General features: G+C 62.9%; 20 protein-coding genes. 11 read left to right on the top strand and 9 right to left on the bottom strand.

Annotated features, from left to right (window positions below; all coding sequences use genetic code 11):
• The first annotated feature begins 428 nt into the window (after positions 1 to 428).
• Positions 429 to 1,451, top strand: coding sequence for an aspartate-semialdehyde dehydrogenase (locus AX756_RS15090; RefSeq protein WP_068313166.1), 1,023 nt, complete (start codon positions 429 to 431; stop codon positions 1,449 to 1,451).
• A gap of 65 nt (positions 1,452 to 1,516) precedes the next feature.
• Here AX756_RS15090 and AX756_RS15085 read toward each other — a convergent pair whose 3' ends face one another.
• Positions 1,517 to 2,200 (bottom strand): carbonic anhydrase, encoded by a 684-nt coding sequence (locus tag AX756_RS15085; protein ID WP_068313164.1) that lies wholly within the window; start codon positions 2,198 to 2,200, stop codon positions 1,517 to 1,519.
• A gap of 151 nt (positions 2,201 to 2,351) precedes the next feature.
• Between AX756_RS15085 and AX756_RS15080 the strand changes: the two genes are divergently transcribed.
• The 3 genes from AX756_RS15080 to AX756_RS15070 all read left to right on the top strand — a co-directional run bounded on the left by AX756_RS15080 (position 2,352) and on the right by AX756_RS15070 (position 5,008).
• Positions 2,352 to 2,732, top strand: coding sequence for a hypothetical protein (locus AX756_RS15080; RefSeq protein WP_068313162.1), 381 nt, complete (start codon positions 2,352 to 2,354; stop codon positions 2,730 to 2,732).
• Positions 2,733 to 2,801: 69 nt separating this feature from the next.
• Positions 2,802 to 4,181: a leucyl aminopeptidase family protein gene (locus AX756_RS15075; protein ID WP_068313160.1), complete on the top strand. Its 1,380-nt coding sequence runs from the start codon at positions 2,802 to 2,804 to the stop codon at positions 4,179 to 4,181.
• The gene (locus AX756_RS15070; protein ID WP_068313158.1) at positions 4,178 to 5,008 is read left to right on the top strand and encodes a C40 family peptidase; all 831 of its coding nucleotides are present in this window, start codon (positions 4,178 to 4,180) and stop codon (positions 5,006 to 5,008) included. Before AX756_RS15075 ends, AX756_RS15070 begins: the two co-directional genes overlap by 4 nt.
• Positions 5,009 to 5,042: 34 nt before the next feature.
• On the opposite strand, the gene AX756_RS15065 is transcribed toward AX756_RS15070, so the two are convergent.
• The gene (locus AX756_RS15065; RefSeq protein ID WP_438938405.1) at positions 5,043 to 5,381 is read right to left on the bottom strand and encodes a DUF2794 domain-containing protein; all 339 of its coding nucleotides are present in this window, start codon (positions 5,379 to 5,381) and stop codon (positions 5,043 to 5,045) included.
• A gap of 310 nt (positions 5,382 to 5,691) precedes the next feature.
• Here AX756_RS15065 and truB point away from each other — a divergent pair, with 310 nt between their 5' ends.
• The 7 genes from truB to AX756_RS15030 all read left to right on the top strand — a co-directional run bounded on the left by truB (position 5,692) and on the right by AX756_RS15030 (position 11,588).
• Positions 5,692 to 6,612, top strand: coding sequence for a tRNA pseudouridine(55) synthase TruB (truB, locus tag AX756_RS15060; protein ID WP_068313154.1), 921 nt, complete (start codon positions 5,692 to 5,694; stop codon positions 6,610 to 6,612).
• Positions 6,609 to 7,124: a DUF1643 domain-containing protein gene (locus AX756_RS15055; RefSeq protein ID WP_068313152.1), complete on the top strand. Its 516-nt coding sequence runs from the start codon at positions 6,609 to 6,611 to the stop codon at positions 7,122 to 7,124. The genes truB and AX756_RS15055 overlap by 4 nt, the downstream gene beginning before the upstream one ends.
• A gap of 192 nt (positions 7,125 to 7,316) precedes the next feature.
• On the top strand, positions 7,317 to 7,586 hold the full coding sequence (rpsO, locus tag AX756_RS15050) for a 30S ribosomal protein S15 (RefSeq protein WP_068313150.1): 270 nt from the start codon (positions 7,317 to 7,319) through the stop codon (positions 7,584 to 7,586).
• Between the two features lie 118 nt (positions 7,587 to 7,704).
• Positions 7,705 to 9,558: a DNA mismatch repair endonuclease MutL gene (mutL, locus tag AX756_RS15045; RefSeq protein ID WP_068313148.1), complete on the top strand. Its 1,854-nt coding sequence runs from the start codon at positions 7,705 to 7,707 to the stop codon at positions 9,556 to 9,558.
• Positions 9,555 to 10,760 (top strand): DNA recombination protein RmuC, encoded by a 1,206-nt coding sequence (locus AX756_RS15040; RefSeq protein WP_068313146.1) that lies wholly within the window; start codon positions 9,555 to 9,557, stop codon positions 10,758 to 10,760. Before mutL ends, AX756_RS15040 begins: the two co-directional genes overlap by 4 nt.
• Positions 10,761 to 10,881: 121 nt before the next feature.
• Entirely contained in the window at positions 10,882 to 11,208 is a 327-nt protein-coding gene (locus AX756_RS15035; protein WP_068313143.1) for a DUF3775 domain-containing protein, read from the top strand.
• A gap of 173 nt (positions 11,209 to 11,381) precedes the next feature.
• Positions 11,382 to 11,588 carry a cold-shock protein gene (locus AX756_RS15030; protein ID WP_068313140.1) on the top strand — a complete coding sequence of 69 codons (207 nt, stop codon included), beginning with the start codon at positions 11,382 to 11,384 and terminating at the stop codon, positions 11,586 to 11,588.
• A 138-nt stretch (positions 11,589 to 11,726) separates the two neighbouring features.
• On the opposite strand, the gene AX756_RS15025 is transcribed toward AX756_RS15030, so the two are convergent.
• From AX756_RS15025 to purH, 7 genes are all read right to left on the bottom strand, one after another.
• Positions 11,727 to 12,869 carry a saccharopine dehydrogenase C-terminal domain-containing protein gene (locus AX756_RS15025; RefSeq protein WP_068313137.1) on the bottom strand — a complete coding sequence of 381 codons (1,143 nt, stop codon included), beginning with the start codon at positions 12,867 to 12,869 and terminating at the stop codon, positions 11,727 to 11,729.
• Positions 12,870 to 12,880: 11 nt separating this feature from the next.
• On the bottom strand, positions 12,881 to 13,936 hold the full coding sequence (locus AX756_RS15020; RefSeq protein ID WP_068313133.1) for a saccharopine dehydrogenase: 1,056 nt from the start codon (positions 13,934 to 13,936) through the stop codon (positions 12,881 to 12,883).
• Positions 13,937 to 14,030: 94 nt separating this feature from the next.
• Positions 14,031 to 15,341, bottom strand: a complete 1,311-nt coding sequence (locus AX756_RS15015; RefSeq protein ID WP_068313199.1) for a M16 family metallopeptidase — start codon at positions 15,339 to 15,341, stop codon at positions 14,031 to 14,033.
• Entirely contained in the window at positions 15,341 to 16,693 is a 1,353-nt protein-coding gene (locus tag AX756_RS15010; RefSeq protein ID WP_068313130.1) for a M16 family metallopeptidase, read from the bottom strand. Before AX756_RS15010 ends, AX756_RS15015 begins: the two co-directional genes overlap by 1 nt.
• A gap of 89 nt (positions 16,694 to 16,782) precedes the next feature.
• On the bottom strand, positions 16,783 to 17,322 hold the full coding sequence (locus tag AX756_RS15005) for a DUF3035 domain-containing protein (RefSeq protein ID WP_068313127.1): 540 nt from the start codon (positions 17,320 to 17,322) through the stop codon (positions 16,783 to 16,785).
• Between the two features lie 52 nt (positions 17,323 to 17,374).
• A complete protein-coding gene (lspA, locus tag AX756_RS15000; protein ID WP_068313124.1) occupies positions 17,375 to 17,857 on the bottom strand; it encodes a signal peptidase II in 483 nt (160 codons plus the stop codon).
• Positions 17,858 to 17,861: 4 nt separating this feature from the next.
• Complete coding sequence (gene purH, locus AX756_RS14995; protein ID WP_068313119.1) at positions 17,862 to 19,451, bottom strand: bifunctional phosphoribosylaminoimidazolecarboxamide formyltransferase/IMP cyclohydrolase; 1,590 nt, start codon at positions 19,449 to 19,451, stop codon at positions 17,862 to 17,864.
• Positions 19,452 to 19,460 lie beyond the last annotated feature (9 nt).

The raw sequence follows: 19,460 nt of genomic DNA, 5'->3' as shown, positions 1-19,460 counted from the left end.
GGGGGGGTCGCAAGCGCTTTTTCAAAAGAAATACGAAGTTTTTGGGGAAGTGAATAATTTCAATATGTTATGCGGACAAAAAGTTCCCACTCTGCCATGTATTCGGCCTCCGAGACCGATATCTGGCTCAGAATCGCCCGTTTTTTCGCCGGATTCGGATTCGAAAACCTCCAGAATCCCCGGAATCCCAGCCACGACTCGCCCTGGATCCCGCGACAAACGCCGGAAGTTCCGTCCCCTGGAGGACGCCGATACGAGCCCATCTCTACAGGCGCTATATATAAGTAGTATAACATCGCGGATCTGCCCCCGGTTTCTGCGCTCCCGGTGCGTGTCGCTGCAAAAGACATGGCGCCATGCAGAATCCTCCCTTCCCCCGCGTCGGCCTCGCTGATATGAGGCCCGCGCACATAGTAGGAGAAGGACCGATGGGTTATCGTGTCGTTGTCGCCGGTGCCACGGGTAATGTGGGCCGCGAAATGCTGAATATCCTGGCCGAACGCCAGTTCCCCGTTGACGAGATCGTGGCTCTCGCGAGCCGAAAATCTCTCGGCACCGAAGTCAGCTTTGGCGACAAGACTCTCAAGACCAAGGATCTCGACACGTTCGATTTCACTGGCTGGGACATGGCGCTTTTTGCTGTCGGCTCTTCCGCTACCAAGACCTACGCGCCCAAGGCGGCCAAGGCTGGTTGTGTCGTGATCGATAACAGCTCGCTCTATCGCTACGAGCCGGACATCCCCCTGATCGTGCCCGAGTGCAACCCGGATGCGATTGTGAACTACAAGAACCGGAACATCATCGCGAACCCAAACTGCTCGACGGCTCAGATGGTCGTGGCGCTAAAGCCGCTGCACGACCGGGCCCGCATCAAGCGGGTGGTGGTTTCGACCTACCAGTCCGTTTCCGGCGCAGGCAAGGAAGGGATCGACGAGCTCTGGGATCAGACCAAGGGCATGTATGTCCCCGGTCAGGAAGTCGCGCCGTCCAAGTTCCAGAAGCAGATCGCCTTCAACGTCATTCCGCATATCGACGTCTTCATGGATGACGGCTCGACCAAGGAAGAGTGGAAGATGGTCGCCGAGACCAAGAAGATCATCGATCCGTCGATCAAGGTCACCGCGACTTGCGTGCGCGTGCCGGTCTTTGTTGGCCACTCGGAAGCGGTGAACATCGAGTTCGAGGACTTCCTCGACGAGGACGAGGCCCGCGATATCCTGCGCGAAGCCCCCGGCATCATGGTCGTCGACAAGCGCGAGGATGGTGGCTACATCACTCCGATCGAGAGTGTAGGCGAATACGCCACATATATCAGCCGGATCCGCCAGGACTCGACGATCGAGAACGGCCTGAACCTGTGGTGCGTCTCGGACAACCTGCGCAAGGGCGCGGCGCTGAACGCGGTGCAGATCGCCGAACTGTTTGGAAACCGGATCCTCAAGAAGGGCTAAGCCCCTTCGATGAAATGAAATTCGGGATCGGGCGGGTTTTCCCGCCCGTTTTCATTCCCGGCATTTCAGACCGGGGTGAACTCCCCCAGCTCGGGCAGGTAATGCTCCAGCGTCCCCGCGCCGATATCGACCCATAGTCCGTGCAGCGACAGTCGTTCCGCCTCGACCGCTTCACGCACGAAGGGGAAATCCCAGAGGTTCTCAAGCGAGACCACGACGGTCTCCTTCTCCAGGGCGCGCAGCAATTTATCTTCTTCCTTGATATGGGCCACGCGTTCGTGACCGGGCCGCAGGATTTCCAGCCACCGGCCGACGAAGCTTTCCTTGGCCTCCAGTGCCGGCGCGTGCCCCGAGCACATGTCGTGGCAGCCCTTGACGCCACCACAATCCGAGTGGCCGATCACGATCACATGCGCCACCCGCAGCACACTGACTGCATATTCCAACGCCGCCGATGTGCCGTGCGGATCCCCGTCCGGCAGGTAGGGCGGGACGACATTGGCAATGTTGCGATGCAGGAAGATATCACCCGTTTCGGCGCTGAAGATACCATTTACATTCACCCGGCTATCGCAGCAGGCGATGGCCATGATGCGCGGGTTCTGTCCGTCCTCGGCGAGCCGGCGATACCAGACCTTGTTCTCGGTATACTCCGTCGCGCGCCAGCCGTTGTAGCGTGTCGCAAGGTAGGGCGGCAGTGCGGCCGCGTGAACAGTGCTACTCAGCTTCTTTTCACTCTCGTCGGTCATAGCTTCTCTTCCTGTTGCTTACACTTACCTAGGACGGGATTTTACGAAATTCGAGTGCAATTATCGGTTTGATCCTAACCGAATGTTCAACCACGGCGCCGATGCTGTTGTCCACCCGTGGGGGCGGTGCAAGCTTGTTGAGAGGTGTCCGGTGGCGAATTACGCAAAGCTAGATCATGACGAACCCATCCGGCTCGATCCCGATAGTCTCGAGTCCCTTTATCTCGAACTCGGGCCGGCCGGCGCAGAGAATGTCGTTTGCCGCGCAATGGAAGAACTCGCCCTGCGCCTGTCGGACCTGCCGAAGCTTCACCGCGCGGGCCGTTGGGAGGAACTTTCCCGCGTTGCGCGCAGTATGATCGCCATTTCCCGACAAGTCGGGCTGACCGGTTTTGCCCGTGTCGCGGGCGACGTTGCCAAATGCGCCGCGACAGGCGACCCGATAGCGCTGAGCGCCACGCTGTCGCGACTGGAACGTATCGGGGAGCGCTCACTCACAGCCGTTTGGGACCTTCAGGATCCACCGATCTGATACCCCTTGCGGGCAGGACCGGAAACGCTACCTTTTCCCCAGCCCGAAACCGGTCCGAGGACAGCCACCATGACGCTTCGTTTTGCCGACGAATCCGCCCCTTCAACGCCGCTTCATCTCGTTTCTCAAAACGAATTGGACAGCTGGCGGGAGACGCTGGACGAAACGGCGAGGGGTTGGCTCGAGCGTATCGCATTCGGCGCGGCCCTCGGTGAAACGGCGCTGCTGCCAACCGGTGACGGCGCGATCGCGGTGGCGGGCTACGGGACGGAGCAGGCTCGCCTGCGCGACCGGTTCCACATTGCGACTGTCGCCGCCAAACTGCCCGCCGGAACGTACGAGCTGGTCACGCCCCTGCCGCAAGCCGCTTTGGAAGAATGCGCCCTGGGCTGGCTCCTCGCAGGATACAGCTTCGAGCGCTACAAGGCGAAGCCCGCGCCGCAAGCCCGGTTGAAGGCCCCGACCGGCATCGATGCCCCCCGCGTGGAAGCCATTGCGGCCGGCGAAGCGCTGACGCGGGACCTGATCAATACGCCCTCCAACGACATGGGTCCGGAGGAACTGGAACAGGCCGCCCGCGAACTGGCCGCGCGCCATGGGGCGCGCTTCTCCGTGGTGCGCGGTGACGACCTGCTCTCCGAAGGCTTCCCCCTGATCCACGCCGTCGGACGCGCTTCTCCCCGCGCACCACGGCTGATCGAGTTTACGCATGGCACCGATGGGCCAAAGCTCACGCTGGTCGGCAAGGGCGTCTGTTTCGACACCGGTGGGTTGAATCTCAAGCCGGGCGCCTCGATGGGTTTGATGAAGAAAGACATGGGCGGGGCGGCAACCGTGCTGGGCCTTGCCAGCATGATCCTGTCGCTCGGACTGAAACTGCACCTTCGCGTGCTGATTCCGGCGGTGGAAAACAGCGTCTCCGGCAATGCCTTCCGTCCGCAAGATGTTCTCCCCTCGCGAAAGGGGTTGAGCGTCGAGATCAACAATACCGATGCGGAAGGCCGTCTCGTTCTGGCCGATGCCCTCGCGCTGGCCTGCGAGGAGGATCCCGACTGCCTGATCTCCATGGCCACGCTCACCGGCGCCGCCCGTGTCGCCGTCGGGCCGGATATCGCACCCTTCTATTCGACCGACGAGCGCTTCGCCTCCACGCTTGCGGCCTCCGCAGCGCGCGTGGCCGATCCCGTCTGGCGGCTGCCCTTCCATGATCCCTACGAGACCATGATCGAACCCGCGGTTGCCGACCTGGACAATGCGCCCAAGGGTGGCATGGCCGGTTCCATCACCGCCGCGCTCTTCCTGCGCCGCTTTGCCGAAGGGGCCCGTAGCTACAACCATTTCGACATCTATGGCTGGCAGCCCACTGCCGCGCCCGCCCGCCCGGTTGGCGGCGTGGGCCAAGGCGCGCGCGCCATCCTTGAAGCCCTGCCAGAGATTCTCGACCTATGACCGATCGCCGTTTGCATCCCGCCAATGACCAAGTCGCCGCCTCCGAGCTTGAGGGAACAGTCGAGTCTCTCCGTTTCGTCGATGGCGACGGGCACCGTATCGCCCCGCCCGTCGCGGACCTTCTGGCTACGCCCGGCGGCAAGCGCGACCGTCAGCTTCTGCATGGCCAGCGCGTTCGGGTCCTTGAAATCCACGATGGCTTCGCCTTCCTGCAATCCGGGCGCGACGGCTATGTCGGCTATTGCCGCGCCAACGCGCTGACCGAAGACGCCGCAGCAACGCACCACGTCGTCGCCCCCGCAACCCACCTCTATTCCGCGCCCGATCTGAAATCGCCGGAAACAGGCTGGCTCTCCCATGGCAGCCAACTCACCATCACGGGGACATCCGGCGACTGGTCCGAGACGGATTTGGGCCGCTTTGTCTTCTCCGCCCATCTGAGTCCGCACAACGCCGCCCCGGTCGATCCGGTCAAGACGGCGCGGCTCTATCTGGGAACGCCCTATCTCTGGGGCGGCAACTCCCGCGACGGAATCGACTGCTCCGGCCTCGTTCAGGCGGCCCTGCTCTCGGCCGGTGTAGCCTGCCCCGGCGATAGCGACCTTCAGCAGGAAGTCCTCGGGCGCTTCCTGCCGGAAGGAACGCCTGCGCAACGCGGTGACCTGTTCTTCTGGAAGGGACACGTTGCCATGGCGGCCGACGCCGAAACACTCATCCATGCCAACGCGCACCATATGGCCGTCGCGCTCGAACCGCTCGACACTGCACTGACTCGTATCGCTGCCCGCGAGTTCGGCGCGTTGCTGGCGCATAAGCGCCTGGACTGAGCCCTGCCGCGTTTCGAGTTCCCCCCGAAACGCTCTATTCCACTGCGCGGATCAGCTTGCGTTCCAGCACGCGCAGCACCACCTTCAGGTCTTGCCCGCGCTTCAGGATCTGCCCATCCATGCCGATCACGCAATACATCCCCTGTTTGTGCCGCAGCTTGGGGCGTTTCTCGATCCGGTAGAGCGGAGATTCGGCGGTACGACGAAAGATCGAGAAGACGGCGACTTCTCTCAGGCAGGAAATGCCATAGTCGCGCCATTCCCCCGCTGCCACCATGCGCCCGTAGAGGGTGAGGATTACGCCCAGTTCCTTGCGGTCGAAGGCCACCTGTTCTGGCAGGTGGCCGGGACGAAATGGGGTCGTGGTTTCCATGTTCATGTTGCAACATTGAATCAGCGCAGGCCCCCAAATCAACCCCCGCCGCATTTCAGCCACAAAATGACCGCGAGTCTTTCACCGTTTGCTCGCATCCGCGCCAAAGGTTGGAGTCAATCTATCAACATGTAGAGAGCTTTGGCTCAGTCCGGTGCCGCGGAGCAACAGCCCCCACCCAGTTCGCGGCACCGGAGCTACATCCCTCCCCAGAATCCGGATGCACAGGCCCTCCACGGCTTGGCTTCGCCATTGACAGCGGCCCACTCCGCGCGATACCCCGCCGCCCTTAACGCACGAGGGGCATTCCATGGCACGCAGACGCAAGGGGCGCGATATTTCCGGTTGGGTGATCGTGGACAAGCCGTCCGGCCCGACCTCCACGGCGGTCGTCAACAAGGTCCGCTGGGCTTTTGACGCGAAGAAAGCGGGCCACGCCGGCACGCTGGACCCTGCCGCAACGGGCCTTCTCGCCATCGCGCTCGGAGAGGCGACCAAAACTGTTCCCTATGTCACCGACGCGCTGAAGGCTTACCTTTTCACCATACGTCTCGGCCAGGCCACCAATACCGACGATGCCGAAGGTGAAATCATCTCGGAATCAGATGCCCGCCCCTCCGATAACGAGATTCGCGCCGCGCTGCCTCCCTTCATCGGTGACATCATGCAGGTGCCACCGAAATACTCCGCCGTGAAGATCGACGGTGAACGTGCTTATGCCTTGGCCCGCGACGACGAAGATTTCGAGATCGCCGCCCGCCCGCTCTATGTCGACAGCCTTGAGATGATCTCCCGGCCCGATGCGGACACGGCCGTTCTGGAGATGGTCTGCGGCAAAGGCGGCTATGTGCGCTCCATCGCACGCGACCTCGGCGAGGCCCTCGGCTGCTACGCCCATGTAACCGAACTGCGCCGCGTCTGGTCCGGCCCGTTCGAGACCGAAGGCGCGCTGAGCTGGGAGGAAATCGAAGAGAAAGCGCGCACGCCCGAGCTCGACGCGCATCTGCGACCGCTTGAGGAAGGTCTCGTGGACCTTCCAATGCTTCGTTGCACGCCCGAGGGCGCCATCCGGATGCGCAATGGCAACCCGGGCATGGTGATGGCTGCAGCCGATGTCGAATATGGCGACACCGCCTGGGCCAGTTACGAGGGCAAGCCGGTCGCCATCGGCATCTATCGTAGCGGCGAGCTGCACCCAGCCCGTGTGTTTAACCTGACCGAAGAGGCATGATCACCCGCTCTCACGTGAAGGAGGACGCCCCCTCAACCGCGCTCTATTCTGATTGCGAGATCTATCGCTATGCACTCACCCGTTGCTGGGACGAGGGCGGCAAGCGGCTGCTCTACATCATGTTGAACCCGTCCAAGGCGACGGAAATTGCCAATGACCCGACAATCGAGCGCTGCGAACGCCGGGCCCGCGCGCTCGGATATGGTGCTTTCCGGGCCTGCAACATCTTCGCCCTGCGCGAGACCGACCCGGCTGCCTTGCGCCGGGCCGCCGAGCCGACCGGCCCCGAGAACGATGCGATCCTTGCCGAAAGCGTGGGTTGGGCCGATGATATTCTCTGCGCATGGGGCGCCCACGGAGAGCATCGCGGTCGTGGCGCAGAGGTTTCAGAGCTGCTTCGTCAAACGGGCCACCCGCTGCTGTGCCTCGGACAGACCCGCGCCGGCCACCCGCGTCATCCTCTTTATATCTCTTATGGAACAAGGCCTGAGCCTTGGTCGGCCACGCCCTGAACAGGCTCCCTTCGCAAGATCCAGATCCGTTACCCGGAGATTGCGGTCGCTATTCACGACCCCTTCCATTTTCCGGAAATTTCCATTACACGCGCCCATCCTTGTTCCGAATCCGGGCAAGGACCTTCTCCAAGGGCTCTGCTGGACGACATCCCGGCTTGCGCCATGAACACCAACCAATAGGAGACCCCGATGTCGATTACTGTTGAAGAAAAGAACCGCGTCATTGCCGAATACGCAACCAAGGAAGGCGACACCGGTTCGCCCGAAGTTCAGGTTGCGATTCTGACATCGCGTATCAACACCCTGACCGAGCACTTCAAGACCCACAAGAAGGACAACCACTCCCGCCGTGGTCTTCTGAAGCTCGTCGCCCAGCGTCGTAAGCTGCTGGACTACCTCAAGGGCAAGGAAGAGAGCCGTTACCAGGATCTCATCCAGCGCCTCGGCATCCGCCGCTAAGTTTCCCGATCTCCCAAGATCGGACAACGCCCGTTCCGCAAGGAGCGGGCGTTTTGCGTTGATGAACCGGCCGCATATCCTGTGGCCGAATCCCCGGCACCATGCTAGCTCTTGTGGCATGAATGCTACCCGCCCCAACATAGGCCAAGATCGCCAACTTCCGATCATCCGGCAGCTTGACGAGACGATCATCAACCGGATCGCCGCCGGCGAGGTGGTTGAGCGCCCCGCCTCCGCCGTGAAGGAACTGGTGGAGAACGCGCTCGATGCCGGCGCTACCCGCATCGAGGTGGCCTTTGCCGATGGCGGCAAGCGGATCATCCGGGTGAGTGACGACGGCTGCGGGATGTCCGCCAGCGACCTGCCGCTGGCCCTCGCACGCCACGCCACGTCCAAGATCGACGGCTCGGACCTGCTCGATATCCGTTCCTTCGGTTTTCGCGGCGAGGCGCTGGCCTCGCTCGGCGCGGTCGGACGGCTCACTGTCACCAGCCGCGTTCGACACAGTTCCGAAGCCGCGCGCATCGCCGTCACCGGCGGCGAGATGGCGCCCGTCAGCCCTGCCGCATTGGCGCGTGGAACGGTGGTGGAGTTGCGCGACCTGTTCTACGCCACGCCGGCACGTCTCAAATTCATGCGCACCGACCGGGCTGAGGCGCAGGCGATCACCGACGTGATCAAGCGGCTGGCCATGGCCGAACCCGCGGTCTCCTTCACCTTGCGCGACATCACCACCGATGGCGAAGGGCGCATCACGTTTCGCGCCGATGCCGAGACAGGCGACCTTTTTGATGCGCTGCGCGGACGGCTCTCGCGCATCCTCGGCTCCGAGTTCACCGAGAACGCCATCGCCATAGATACCGAGCGCGATGGGTTGCGACTCACCGGTTTCGCCGCGCTGCCGACCTACTCGCGCGGCTCCGCCGTTGCGCAATATCTCTTCGTCAACGGCCGTCCCGTGCGGGACAAGCTGCTCACCGGCGCCCTGCGCGCCGCCTACATGGATTTTCTCAGCCGGGATCGGCACCCCGCCGCGGCCCTGTTTATCGACTGCGACCCGCAACTGGTGGATGTGAACGTCCACCCCGCCAAGGCCGAAGTGCGATTCCGTGAGCCGGGCACGGCGCGCGGGCTTATCGTCTCCGGGCTTCGCCATGCGCTTGCCGATGCCGGGCACCGCGCCTCGAGCACCGTTGCCGGCGCAACGCTCGGCGCCTTTCGACCCGAACCGAGCGGTCCGCCGCGAGTCTACCAAATGGACCGGCCAAGCCCCGGCGCCCTGCGCAGTGCCTACGCGGCGCAGGCGCCACTGGTCGAACCCGAAGGCTTTGCCGAGGCCGCCTCACCCTCGGCCCGAATCGAACCGGCGCCCGCCGATTCCCCGATTCAGGATCTGCCGCTCGGCGCAGCCCGCGCACAGGTGCACGAGAATTACGTTATCGCCCAGACGCGGGATGGCATCGTCATCGTCGACCAGCACGCCGCGCATGAACGCCTCGTCTATGAACGGCTCAAGCGACAGATGGCGGAGAACGGAGTCGCGGCACAGGCGCTGCTCATTCCCGAGATCGTGGAGCTGGGTGAAGGCGATTGCGCCCGGCTGATGGCTGTCTCCGACGAGTTGCGTCTACTGGGCCTGACCATCGAGCCTTTCGGCGGCAGCGCGGTCGCCGTGCGCGAAACTCCGGCGATCCTCGGCGAGGTAAACGCTAAAGCTCTGCTGTCGGACATTCTCGACGAAATCGCCGATCTCGGAAACTCCACCGCGCTCGGCGCCCGAATCGACGCCGTCCTGAGCCGCGTTGCCTGTCACGGCTCGATTCGCTCCGGTCGGCAGATGCACGCCGAGGAGATGAACGCGCTCCTGCGCGAAATGGAAGCCACCCCGCATTCGGGCCAGTGCAACCACGGTCGGCCGACCTATGTCGAACTGAAGCTGGCCGATATCGAGAGGCTTTTCGGCCGGACATGATCACGATTGGCGAGACGACATTTGCGCTGGATGACCCGGCGATGATCGCGGCGCTGCTGACGGCTTCGGTCTTGGTGATCCTGATCGTGCTTCTGGTGCTGACCGTCCGCCGCGCCGTGCGGGCCGCCGATATGGCACAGCCCATGATTGAGCATATGGACGCACTTGCCGGCCGGATCCAGATGCTCTCAGACGGCCAACATCAACTCGCCGGTGGCCTCACCCATGTTTCCGAGGCGCAGGCGCAATCGCAGGTGCAGATGCTGCAACTCATGGAAACCCGGCTCGCCGAGGTGACGTCCAAGATGGGCGAGAGCCTGCAAGGATCCTCCACCCGCACCGCGCGCTCCCTGGGCGAGCTGCACCAGCGACTGGAAACCATCGACCGCGCCCAGGCCAATATCGAGAAACTCTCCGGCGACGTTCTCTCGCTGCAGGACATCCTGTCGAACAAGCAGACCCGCGGTGCCTTTGGCGAGATCCAGCTCAAGGATATCGTCTCCAAGGCCCTGCCGGCGGACAGCTACGAATGGCAAGCGACTCTCTCCAACGCCAAGCGCGCCGATTGCCTGATCCGCCTGCCGAACCCGCCGGGGCCAATCGTGATCGACAGCAAGTTTCCGCTGGAAGCCTATGAAGCGCTGCGCAATGCAAACACGCAATGGGAGCAGGCCGAGGCGACCAAGGCGATGCGCGTCGCGGTCAAGGCGCATATCAAGGCAATCTCGACCAAGTACATCATCGAGGGCGAAACCGCCGACGGCGCGCTGATGTTCCTGCCCTCAGAGGCCGTCTATGCCGAATTGCACGCGAATTTTGGTGAACTCGTGCGCGAAGGCTTTGCCGCCCGAGTCTGGATCGTTTCGCCAACGACCTGCATGGCCACGCTCAACACCATGCGCGCGATACTCAAGGATGCCCGAATGCGGGAACAGGCCGGCGCCATTCGTAAGGAACTCAGCCTGCTGCACGCCGATGTGGAACGGCTGGAGATGCGAGTCGGCAATCTCGACAAGCATTTTTCCCAGGCCGCCAAGGATCTTGGCGAAATCCGTATCAGTGCAGAGAAGGCCGGGAAACGGGCCCGTCGGCTGGACAGTTTCGACTTTGAGGAACTGGAGGCGGAGGTTTCGCCCACGCCCGTGCCCGGACGCAGCCCGGTCCAGATTCTGCGACCCGGGCAGGAGAGTACGGCAGACTGACCGCCCGCGGGAAATAGGCCTCCAGCGGCAAGATGTTTGCGCTCTCCGCTACGCTTTCTCTTGCAGTTGTCGTCAGGGCACGTGAAAAATGAGAAAACAACATGTGAAAAGGGGGAGGGCCATGCTGGAAATCAGCACCGGAAAGTTGGTGAGGGTTATTGCACTGGCGCGCGAATACGGCCCCGAAAACGCGCATCTGCGCGACTATATCTCTGGGTTGAACGTGGACGAGCAGGTGAACCTCGTGGCGCTTGTCTGGATCGGGCGTGACAGCTTCGCCGCGGACGAGCTGGAAGACGCGCTCGACACCGCGCGACGCGAACGCTCCGCGCCGACCGAGGACTATCTCGGTGGCATGCCGGACCTGGCGAATTTCATTGAAGACGGCATGGAAGCGCTCGGAATGAACGTCGCCCACGAGGAAGACCATCTGCGCGAACGGGACTAACGGGTGATGTGCAAAGCCAGTTGACCGAATCTCGATTTTACGGCATAGCCCCGATCGCTACGTTATAAGCTATCGATCTGCATTCTCCTTTCCGGCGACTGGCATTCGATCTTGCCTGACGACGCCGAGCTGTCGCATGTTGCGGACAGTGATACTTTTAAGGAGAACACGGAATGGCCACTGGCACCGTAAAATGGTTCAACTCCACCAAGGGTTACGGCTTCATCGCCCCGGATTCCGGCGGGAAGGACGTTTTCGTCCATATTTCTGCTGTCGAACGTTCGGGTCTGACCGGCCTTGCTGACAATCAGAAGGTTACCTACGACCTCGAATCCGGTCGGGACGGGCGCGAGAGCGCAAAGAATATCAGCCTCGCCTGATTTTCCACGATACCTTTTTCGAGAGGGGCGCGCTTCGGTGCGCCCTTTTTCATTTCGGGGCATTGTCAGCGACTCGACCGGGTTTCATCGGTTGAAGGGGGCGCTGCCCCCGCGCCTAAAGGCGACTGTCACCGCCAATCACGCCAGATGATCGACGACCATCATATGTTGCGCCTGTACATCCACCGCCTCGAGCCACCGCTCGACGAGGCGCGGATCACTCGGGGCCGCGCTGACACCGGGAGCAATCTCGCGCGCCTTGGCCGATTCGACGGCCAGCGATACTGGCTGCGAGACGAGACGCGCCATCGCACTGCCGCGCGCGTCGCCCCAGGCATCGAGAAGGTAGGTCTTGTGATAGCGGGTCTCGCCCTGCTGGCTCACCTTCAGGGCGACGCAAAGAATCACCCGGTCCGGCTCGCCTTCATCATACGCATTCGCGGCCCAAAGCTGGTCGGACATCTCCTTGAGGCGGGCATCGCCCTCTGGCCCTTCCAGCGTCTCGATCTCGGAGAATATCTCCGCCCAAGCCTCCGCCCAGCCATTCAGACGGAGCGTTCCCCGCACGAACTGGCGTAGTTTCCAACCTTCATCGAAGCCGTATTGCTTCATGAAAGGGAGCGAATCGCGGTTTGGATAGACCTCGAAGCTCTCCGGTTGCGGCAGCGGCGCGTCATAGCGCGAAACGGCATCCCAAGGGCGCGCGATATCGAGCACGGAATAGTCGCGGATAGAGCGTGAGGGCGAACGCAACGCCTTGAGAACGCCCAGCGGCGACCAGCTGAACTTGTAGCGGAAAGCGTTGGGTTCTTTCGGCACGCCGCCGCAATAGGAGATGAATTCATACTCCGCATCGGGTTGCACATGCCCGCCCTTGCGCATGTCGGCCACCAACCAATGGGCCATGAGATGGTCGATCCCCGGATCCAGCCCCACCTCGTTGACAAGACACACCCCGGCTTCCTTTGCAGCACCGTCCAGCGCGGCCATTCCGGGCGAGATATAGGAAGAGGAGACGAAATGTGCCCGTTCCTCGATACATGTCTTGGCCAGCGGCACATGCCAGTCACCGGGCAGCATCGAAACGACCACGTCACCGGGGTTCAGCGCCTCGCGCAATGTCGGCAGGTCGAAGGGTTCGATCCAGTCGGTCAGATCTCCCACCGTTTCGTGCGCCTTGGCGACGGTACGGTTCCAGACACAGACCTCGTTGTTGAATTCCAGCAGCCGGCGCAGGCCGGGAATGGCACTCAAACCGGTGCCGCACCAATGAATCGTCATCTGTCTTCCCCTCAAACTTCGGCGACGTGCCGGTCGAATTCGGCCTTTGCACGCCCCCAGACCCCGGATTCGAGTTTGTCGAGGCCCATAAGCGAGGGCAAGAGTTGCGTGGCGAAATCTTCGGAGCTCTCTGCCGGCAGCATGGAGGGCAGGTTGTCGATGGCGGTTACATCCAGCACCGGATCGTCATGGACACGCAATGCGGGCGCGGCCCAGTCAGTCACCCGATCATAGACCTTGATCGGAGAAAAAGCGCTCGACGGATCACAGGAGATATCGCCGATCACCGAAAGCTTTCGCGGATCGGTCTTTGCGGAAGCCGGCACGAAGACCGGCGTTCCCGGGCGGGCGAGGATGCAGTTCAGGAACAGCTCATGCCCAAGAACCTCCGGGAAGGGGCCGCCATGGGCGGTTTCCTCCATGTCCCAGCGGGTCGTGGCGACGCCCATCGCCTCGCAGAGATCGGCCGAACCGGTACCCACGCGCCCCATGGCGCCAATGATCAGCGCGGAAGGCCGCGCCCGGCCGGTGGCCGCAAGCTCGGCTCCCAGTTCCTCAAGCAACGCGGCTTGCCCGGAGTAGACACCGACCGGCCCGCAGATGTCGCCCCGTTGCTGCGCAGCCCAGCACTTCAACAACACTGCCGCCCCGGCATAGCCCGCCCAATAGCCGAAAGCCGCCACGCGGCGGCCGGACTCATCGACGAGATATTCGAGGTCATAAAGCGCCCCACCACCGGCCTTGAAGAGTTTCAGCAACTCGCGCCCATCGGCCTGCCCCTTGTAGGCATGACCGAACATGATGTGGCGGTGCCTGAGCGGCTGTCCGTCCAACGGCAGCTCCTTGAGGCCAAAGACGATCGCATCGTCGGGCGCCTGCCGCCAACTGCCGGCTTCGGCAATCTCGGCACCTGCCGCACGGTAGGGTTCCAAAGGCAACGCGCGGACCGGGCTGTTTTCCACAGTCACCCGGAACCCAGCGTCGCGCAGCGCCTTTACGCCCTCGGCAAGGATGCCGACCCGCTCTTCATTCGGCCGTTCCTCGGCGCGCACCCACAGATGTGTCATCGGAAGCCCCCATCTTTCGCGTCTTTCCTGTTGGCGCGCACAAAAGAGGGGTTCCGAGGGGATTGCAAGGGGCGCGGCAGAGCGCCGCCATGGCTCAGTTTGTCGCTTCCAGCCCCTCGGGTTTTCCGACCACGACGAAGTGCAACTGCTCCGGATCGACCAGTTCGGCGGCCACGCGGCGGATATCCTCCACTGTCACCGCGTTGATCTTGTCATTGCGGGTGCGGAGGTAATCGGGCGTCAGCCCGTCCATCTGCATGCCGACAAGGATATTCGCGATTCGGCCATTGCCGTCGAAGCGCAAAGGATAGGCACCGGTGAGGTAAGTTTGGGCACGATCCAGCTCTTCCTGGCTGACGCCTTCCTCGGCCAGCCGTCTCCACTCGTCCTGTACCACGGCCACGGTTTCCGCGGCGCGGGCGTTGACGGTAGAGACCATGCCCATGAACATCTCCGAGAGGTCCATCGGGTAGATATAAGCCGCAACCCCGTAGGTCAGGCCGCGTTTCTCCCGCACTTCCTCCATCAGCCGCGAGCTGAAGCCGCCACCGCCGAGGATCTGCGCCATGATATAGGCGGGGAAGAAATCCGGATCATGCCGTTTCATACCGCGTTGGCCGAAGATCATGACCGATTGCGGGGTGTCGAAATCGACGACCGTCACGCCGCCACCGAGCGTGTAGTCGATCCGGTCGGGCATGGGCGCCCCTTCGGCCGGCAGTTCGCCCAGCAGCGTATCCAACAGGTCTGACAGCTCATCCGCCGTGATGTCGCCCACGGCGGATACATAGACCCGGTCGCGGGCCAGAACGGCCGCATGGGCGGCAACGAGATCATCCCGCGTCAGCGCCGCGACACTCTCCTCGGTGCCATCCGAAGACGTGCCGTAAGGGTGATCGCCGAAGGCCAGCGCGTGGAATGTCTTCGAGGCGATCGCGTCCGGATCCGTCTTGTCGGAATCGATGGAGGCCAGGACCTGCCCGCGCACCCGCTCGACGGCATCACCGTCGAAACGCGGGCTGACAAGCGCCTGCCGCAGCAGCTCCATGGCCTCATCGCGGTTCTCGGTCAGCACCTTGGCCGAAACCGAGAGCGAATCGTCTTGGGCACGGAAACTGAATTCGGCGGCAAGGCTCTCCACGGCGATCGCAAATTCCTGCGAGTCGCGCTCGCCCGCGCCCTCTTCGAGCAATGCCGCCATCAGGTTCGTGGCCCCACGCTTGCCCGGGGCATCAAGGCTCGTGCCGCCGCGAAAGCGCAGTTCCAGCGCGACGAAGGGAATGGAATGCTCTTCGACCAGCCAGGCGTCGATGCCGCCTGGCGTCGAGACTTCCTGGATCTCGATCTCGGCCTGCGCCGGCAGGGAGGCCAGCACGGCAAATGCAAATGCGATCAGCGCGCGCATCATTGGTTCACCTCCTCGGCCATGGCCAGGTCCGTTTCTTGCAGATAGCCCGTCACCGCCTTGCGCTTGTCAAAGAGCCGCGCCGCGGCGGCCTCGACATCCTCGGGCGTTACCTGTTGCAGGATCTCTGGCCAGGCCTGCACATCCTCGACCGTCAGCCCCGAGGTCAGCGCCTCGCCATAGGCGCGCGCGAGTCCTTGCAGCGAATCCTTGCGGTAGATCTCGGAGGCGCGGAGCTGCATCTTCAGCCGCTCGAAGGTCGCCTCGTCCACGCCTTCGGCCAGGAAGGCCTCGATCACGCGGTCCATATCGGCTTCGGCTTCCGCAAGGCTCCGCCCCGGCACCGGCATGACCAGCACGTCAAAGGTCGTCGCGTCGAGCGACACGCCGTCATACATCGCGGTCGTGTAAAGCGCCGTCTTCTCGTCGAATTCGAGCGTCTGTCCCAGCAGCGACGAGGCGCTGGAGCCACCGAGCAGCTCGGCCAGGTAAACCAGCGCGGCCGCTTCTTCCTGAGACCCGGCCTTCCGCTGCGGCGCGAGATAGCTGCGCGTAACATAGGGTTGGCCGACGCGCGGGTCGCTATAGGCGAGGCGGCGCTCGGCGCGTTGCGGCGGCTCGCTCGGGCGGACGCGCTCCGGCAGGTCCGGATTGGCGGCGATCGGCCCGAAATGCTCTTCGGCCATCCCGCGCACATCTTCCGGCGTCACATCCCCGGCCACGATCAGGATCGCGTTGTTGGGCGCGTAAAACTCCTTGTAGAAATCCAAGGCGTCCTCCCGTGAAAGCGTCTCCATCTCGTGCTTCCAACCGATGATGGGAATGCCATAGGGGTGGTTGAGATATTGCGCCGCGCGTCTTTGCTCGCCGAAAAGCGCGCCGGCACTGTTCTCGATCCGCTGGTTGCGCTCTTCGAGGATCACGTCGCGCTCGGGCAGCACCACCTCGTCGGTCAGCACCAGCCCGATCATACGGTCCGCTTCCATCTCCATCATCAGGTCCAGCCGGTCGGCAGCCACGCGCTGGAAATAGCCGGTGTAATCCTGGCTCGTGAACGCATTGTCCGAGCCGCCATTCTGCTCGACCGTGTCCGAGAACTCGCCAGGCTCCAACGTGTCGGTGCCCTTGAACATTAGGTGTTCGAGGAAATGGGCGATGCCGGACTTGCCCGCCGGCTCGTCGGCGGCGCCGATGCGGTACCACACCATGTTCACGGCCACGGGCGCACGGTGATCCTCGATCACCACCACATCCATACCGTTTTCAAGGGTGAAACTCGTGACCTCCTCGGCCAGGGCCGGCAGGGTCATGGCGAAACTCAGAAGAAAAGCGGGCGCAATGCGTCGGTCCATGGAATCCTCGTGTTTCCTATCTGGGCAAAGATACGGTCAGGCGCGGCGCAATCAACCGACCCAACGAGGATGTGACCGACAGTGGCGGATTATTCTTCGACTTCAGGGTCCGGCGGGGCGGCCGAGGTCGGAACGCCCTTGGAGCGATATCTCCACAACACGCCGTGCTGGTCCATTTCCTGCTGCTCGTAGGCACTGTAATAGGTCGGCACGTTCAGCCAGCGTTCCAACAAGCGACCGCGGTTCTTCTTGCGGTATTCGAGATCGGCGATAGCGAGCTCCTTGCGGATCTCCGGGCTCACGCCGTAGCGGGTCGCCTGGCTGATCAAGGCGCCATCCGAGCCCAGCTTTCCGTCTGTCTCGACACGATTCGGGTTTCCACCCAGTGCGGCGACGGCCTCGGCCTTCGGATTCACGTCGGTGCGGTTGCCTTCCAGCGGCGCCGGCGGAGGAAGGGCGGTGAGATCTTCCGGCATCTCCATCGGCTTGCTCGGCAGGATCGCGAACTCGTCCGGCGTCACCTGACCACGCTGTGGATACATCATCTGGGAAACATCGCGTGAGCAGCCTGCCGCCAGAACGCAAAGTGCAAGCAGGCCACCTGCCCTTGCTACACTCGCTACCCGCATCCTTGCCTCCTGCACCGGTTTTTTGTTTCTTTACCGCAAGCGTGCGCCTTCGTCACGAGGGCTTTTTGCTGCGTTTCTTCTCTGTGCCGAAAATCACCAACCCGATCGCCCCCGCAAAGATGAAAACATCGGCCAGGTTGAAGACATAGGGGTTGGCGATCCCGCAGCAGGACATGTTGAGAAAGTCCCGCACGCCGGGGAAAATCAGCCGGTCCATCACGTTGCCCATCGCTCCGCCGATGATCAGCCCGGCGGAAAAGCGCTCGATCTTGAGCTGGAAGGCGCGCCGCGCCCAGATCCAGAGCGCGGTGCACAGAAACACGGACAGGCCAATCAGGAGCCAACGCTGCGCGTCGGAGCTGTCGGAAAGCAGGCCGAAATTGATGCCCGTGTTCATCCCCCTGCGGAAGACGAGCAGTGGCGGTGCGATCTCGATCCGGTCCACCATCTCCCGGCTGAACATCCCGAAGACGTAGAACTTGGACCATTGATCGAGCAGGAAGGCGGCAATCGCCGCCAGCCAGAGACCCCGCATGCGCTCAGTGCCGGAAATGGCGCATGCCCGAGAAGACCATGGCAATGCCGGCCTCGTCGGCCGCCGCAATCACCTGGTCGTCGCGCATGGAGCCACCGGGCTGGATCACCGCCGTCGCACCGGCCTCGGCTGCGGTCAGCAACCCGTCGGGGAAGGGGAAGAACGCGTCGGAGGCCACGACCGAGCCTTTGGTCAGCGGCTCCGACAGGCCCAGCTCGGCCGCCATGTCCTCGGATTTGCGCGCCGCGATCCGGGTCGAATCGACCCGGCTCATCTGGCCCGCACCGACACCGACCGTGGCGCCGTCCTTGACGTAGACGATGGCGTTGGATTTCACATGCTTGGCCACTTTCCAGGCGAAGAGCAGGTCCTTGAGCTCTTCCTCCGAGGGCGCGCGCTTGGTCACCACCTTCAGGTCCTCAAGCGAGACATGGCCGGTGTCCTTGTCCTGCACGAGGTAACCGCCGGAAACCTGCCGGATAGTCTGCGCCACCGCGCGCGGATCAGGCAGGCCGCCGGTTTCCAGAAGGCGCAGGTTCTTCTTCTTGGCAAAAATTTCCGCCGCCTCGGGGTCGATCTGGGGCGCAATGACCACCTCGGTGAAGATCTCCGAGATCACCTTGGCCGTTTCCACGTCCAGAGTTTGGTTCAGCGCGATGATGCCACCGAAGGCCGAGGTGCGGTCGCAATCGAAGGCTCGCGAGTAGGCCTCTTTCAGGGTCGCGCCACGGGCCACGCCGCAGGGATTGGCGTGCTTGATGATCGCGACAGCCGGCCCATCGGCCGGGTCGAACTCAGCCACAAGCTCGAAAGCTGCGTCGGTATCGTTGATATTGTTGTAGGAAAGCTCCTTGCCCTGAAGCTGCTTCGCGGTGGCCACGCCCGGACGGTCCGAACCGTCCTTGTAGAACGCCGCTTTCTGATGCGGGTTCTCGCCATAGCGCATGGTCTGGGCGAGCGTGCCGGCCACGGCGCGGCGACGCGGGTTTTCGATACCGATCGCATTCGCCATCCAGGTCGAGACGGCGGCATCATAGGCCGCCGTGCGGGCATAGGCCGTCTGCGCCAGCTTGCGGCGGAATTTCGGGCAGGTCGCACCGTCATGCTGGTCCATGTCGCCCAAGAGCTTCTCGTAATCCTCGACATCGACCACGACCGACACGAAGGCGTGGTTCTTGGCTGCAGCACGGATCATGGCCGGCCCGCCGATATCGATATTCTCGATGCAGGTGTCGTAATCGGCGCCCTTCGCCACGGTCGCCTCGAACGGGTAGAGATTCACCACCAGCAGGTCGATTTCGACGATGCCGTGCTCGGTCATCGCGGCGACATGCTCGTCATTGTCACGCAGCGCCAGAAGCCCGCCATGCACCTTCGGGTGCAGCGTCTTCACGCGGCCATCCATCATCTCCGGAAAGCCCGTCACCTCGGAAACATCGATCACCTCAAGTCCCGCCTGGCGCAGGGTGTGAGCGGTGCCGCCGGTCGAAAGCAGCTCCACGCCCCGGGCGGCCAGCGCGCGACCAAGGTCCACGAGCCCCTCCTTGTCGGACACGGATAACAGCGCGCGGCGGATCGGACGATTCTCGGACATGGCAGCTTT

The organism is Aliiruegeria sabulilitoris, assembly GCF_001558155.1.
GTDB lineage: Bacteria > Pseudomonadota > Alphaproteobacteria > Rhodobacterales > Rhodobacteraceae > Tropicimonas > Tropicimonas sabulilitoris.
This window is presented reverse-complemented; position numbering and strand designations above follow the sequence as displayed.

Bases quoted from the DNA above. Each gene is read 5' to 3' on its own strand.
- AX756_RS15090 (WP_068313166.1), top strand. From the start codon at position 429: ATGGGTTATCGTGTCGTTGTCGCCGGTGCCACGGGTAATGTGGGCCGC.
- AX756_RS15085 (WP_068313164.1), bottom strand. From the start codon at position 2,200: ATGACCGACGAGAGTGAAAAGAAGCTGAGTAGCACTGTTCACGCGGCC.
- AX756_RS15075 (WP_068313160.1), top strand. From the start codon at position 2,802: ATGACGCTTCGTTTTGCCGACGAATCCGCCCCTTCAACGCCGCTTCAT.
- AX756_RS15070 (WP_068313158.1), top strand. From the start codon at position 4,178: ATGACCGATCGCCGTTTGCATCCCGCCAATGACCAAGTCGCCGCCTCC.
- AX756_RS15065 (WP_438938405.1), bottom strand. From the start codon at position 5,381: ATGGAAACCACGACCCCATTTCGTCCCGGCCACCTGCCAGAACAGGTG.
- truB (WP_068313154.1), top strand. From the start codon at position 5,692: ATGGCACGCAGACGCAAGGGGCGCGATATTTCCGGTTGGGTGATCGTG.
- AX756_RS15055 (WP_068313152.1), top strand. From the start codon at position 6,609: ATGATCACCCGCTCTCACGTGAAGGAGGACGCCCCCTCAACCGCGCTC.
- rpsO (WP_068313150.1), top strand. From the start codon at position 7,317: ATGTCGATTACTGTTGAAGAAAAGAACCGCGTCATTGCCGAATACGCA.
- mutL (WP_068313148.1), top strand. From the start codon at position 7,705: ATGAATGCTACCCGCCCCAACATAGGCCAAGATCGCCAACTTCCGATC.
- AX756_RS15040 (WP_068313146.1), top strand. From the start codon at position 9,555: ATGATCACGATTGGCGAGACGACATTTGCGCTGGATGACCCGGCGATG.
- AX756_RS15035 (WP_068313143.1), top strand. From the start codon at position 10,882: ATGCTGGAAATCAGCACCGGAAAGTTGGTGAGGGTTATTGCACTGGCG.
- AX756_RS15030 (WP_068313140.1), top strand. From the start codon at position 11,382: ATGGCCACTGGCACCGTAAAATGGTTCAACTCCACCAAGGGTTACGGC.
- AX756_RS15025 (WP_068313137.1), bottom strand. From the start codon at position 12,869: ATGACGATTCATTGGTGCGGCACCGGTTTGAGTGCCATTCCCGGCCTG.
- AX756_RS15020 (WP_068313133.1), bottom strand. From the start codon at position 13,936: ATGACACATCTGTGGGTGCGCGCCGAGGAACGGCCGAATGAAGAGCGG.
- AX756_RS15015 (WP_068313199.1), bottom strand. From the start codon at position 15,341: ATGCGCGCGCTGATCGCATTTGCATTTGCCGTGCTGGCCTCCCTGCCG.
- AX756_RS15010 (WP_068313130.1), bottom strand. From the start codon at position 16,693: ATGGACCGACGCATTGCGCCCGCTTTTCTTCTGAGTTTCGCCATGACC.
- AX756_RS15005 (WP_068313127.1), bottom strand. From the start codon at position 17,322: ATGCGGGTAGCGAGTGTAGCAAGGGCAGGTGGCCTGCTTGCACTTTGC.
- lspA (WP_068313124.1), bottom strand. From the start codon at position 17,857: ATGCGGGGTCTCTGGCTGGCGGCGATTGCCGCCTTCCTGCTCGATCAA.
- purH (WP_068313119.1), bottom strand. From the start codon at position 19,451: ATGTCCGAGAATCGTCCGATCCGCCGCGCGCTGTTATCCGTGTCCGAC.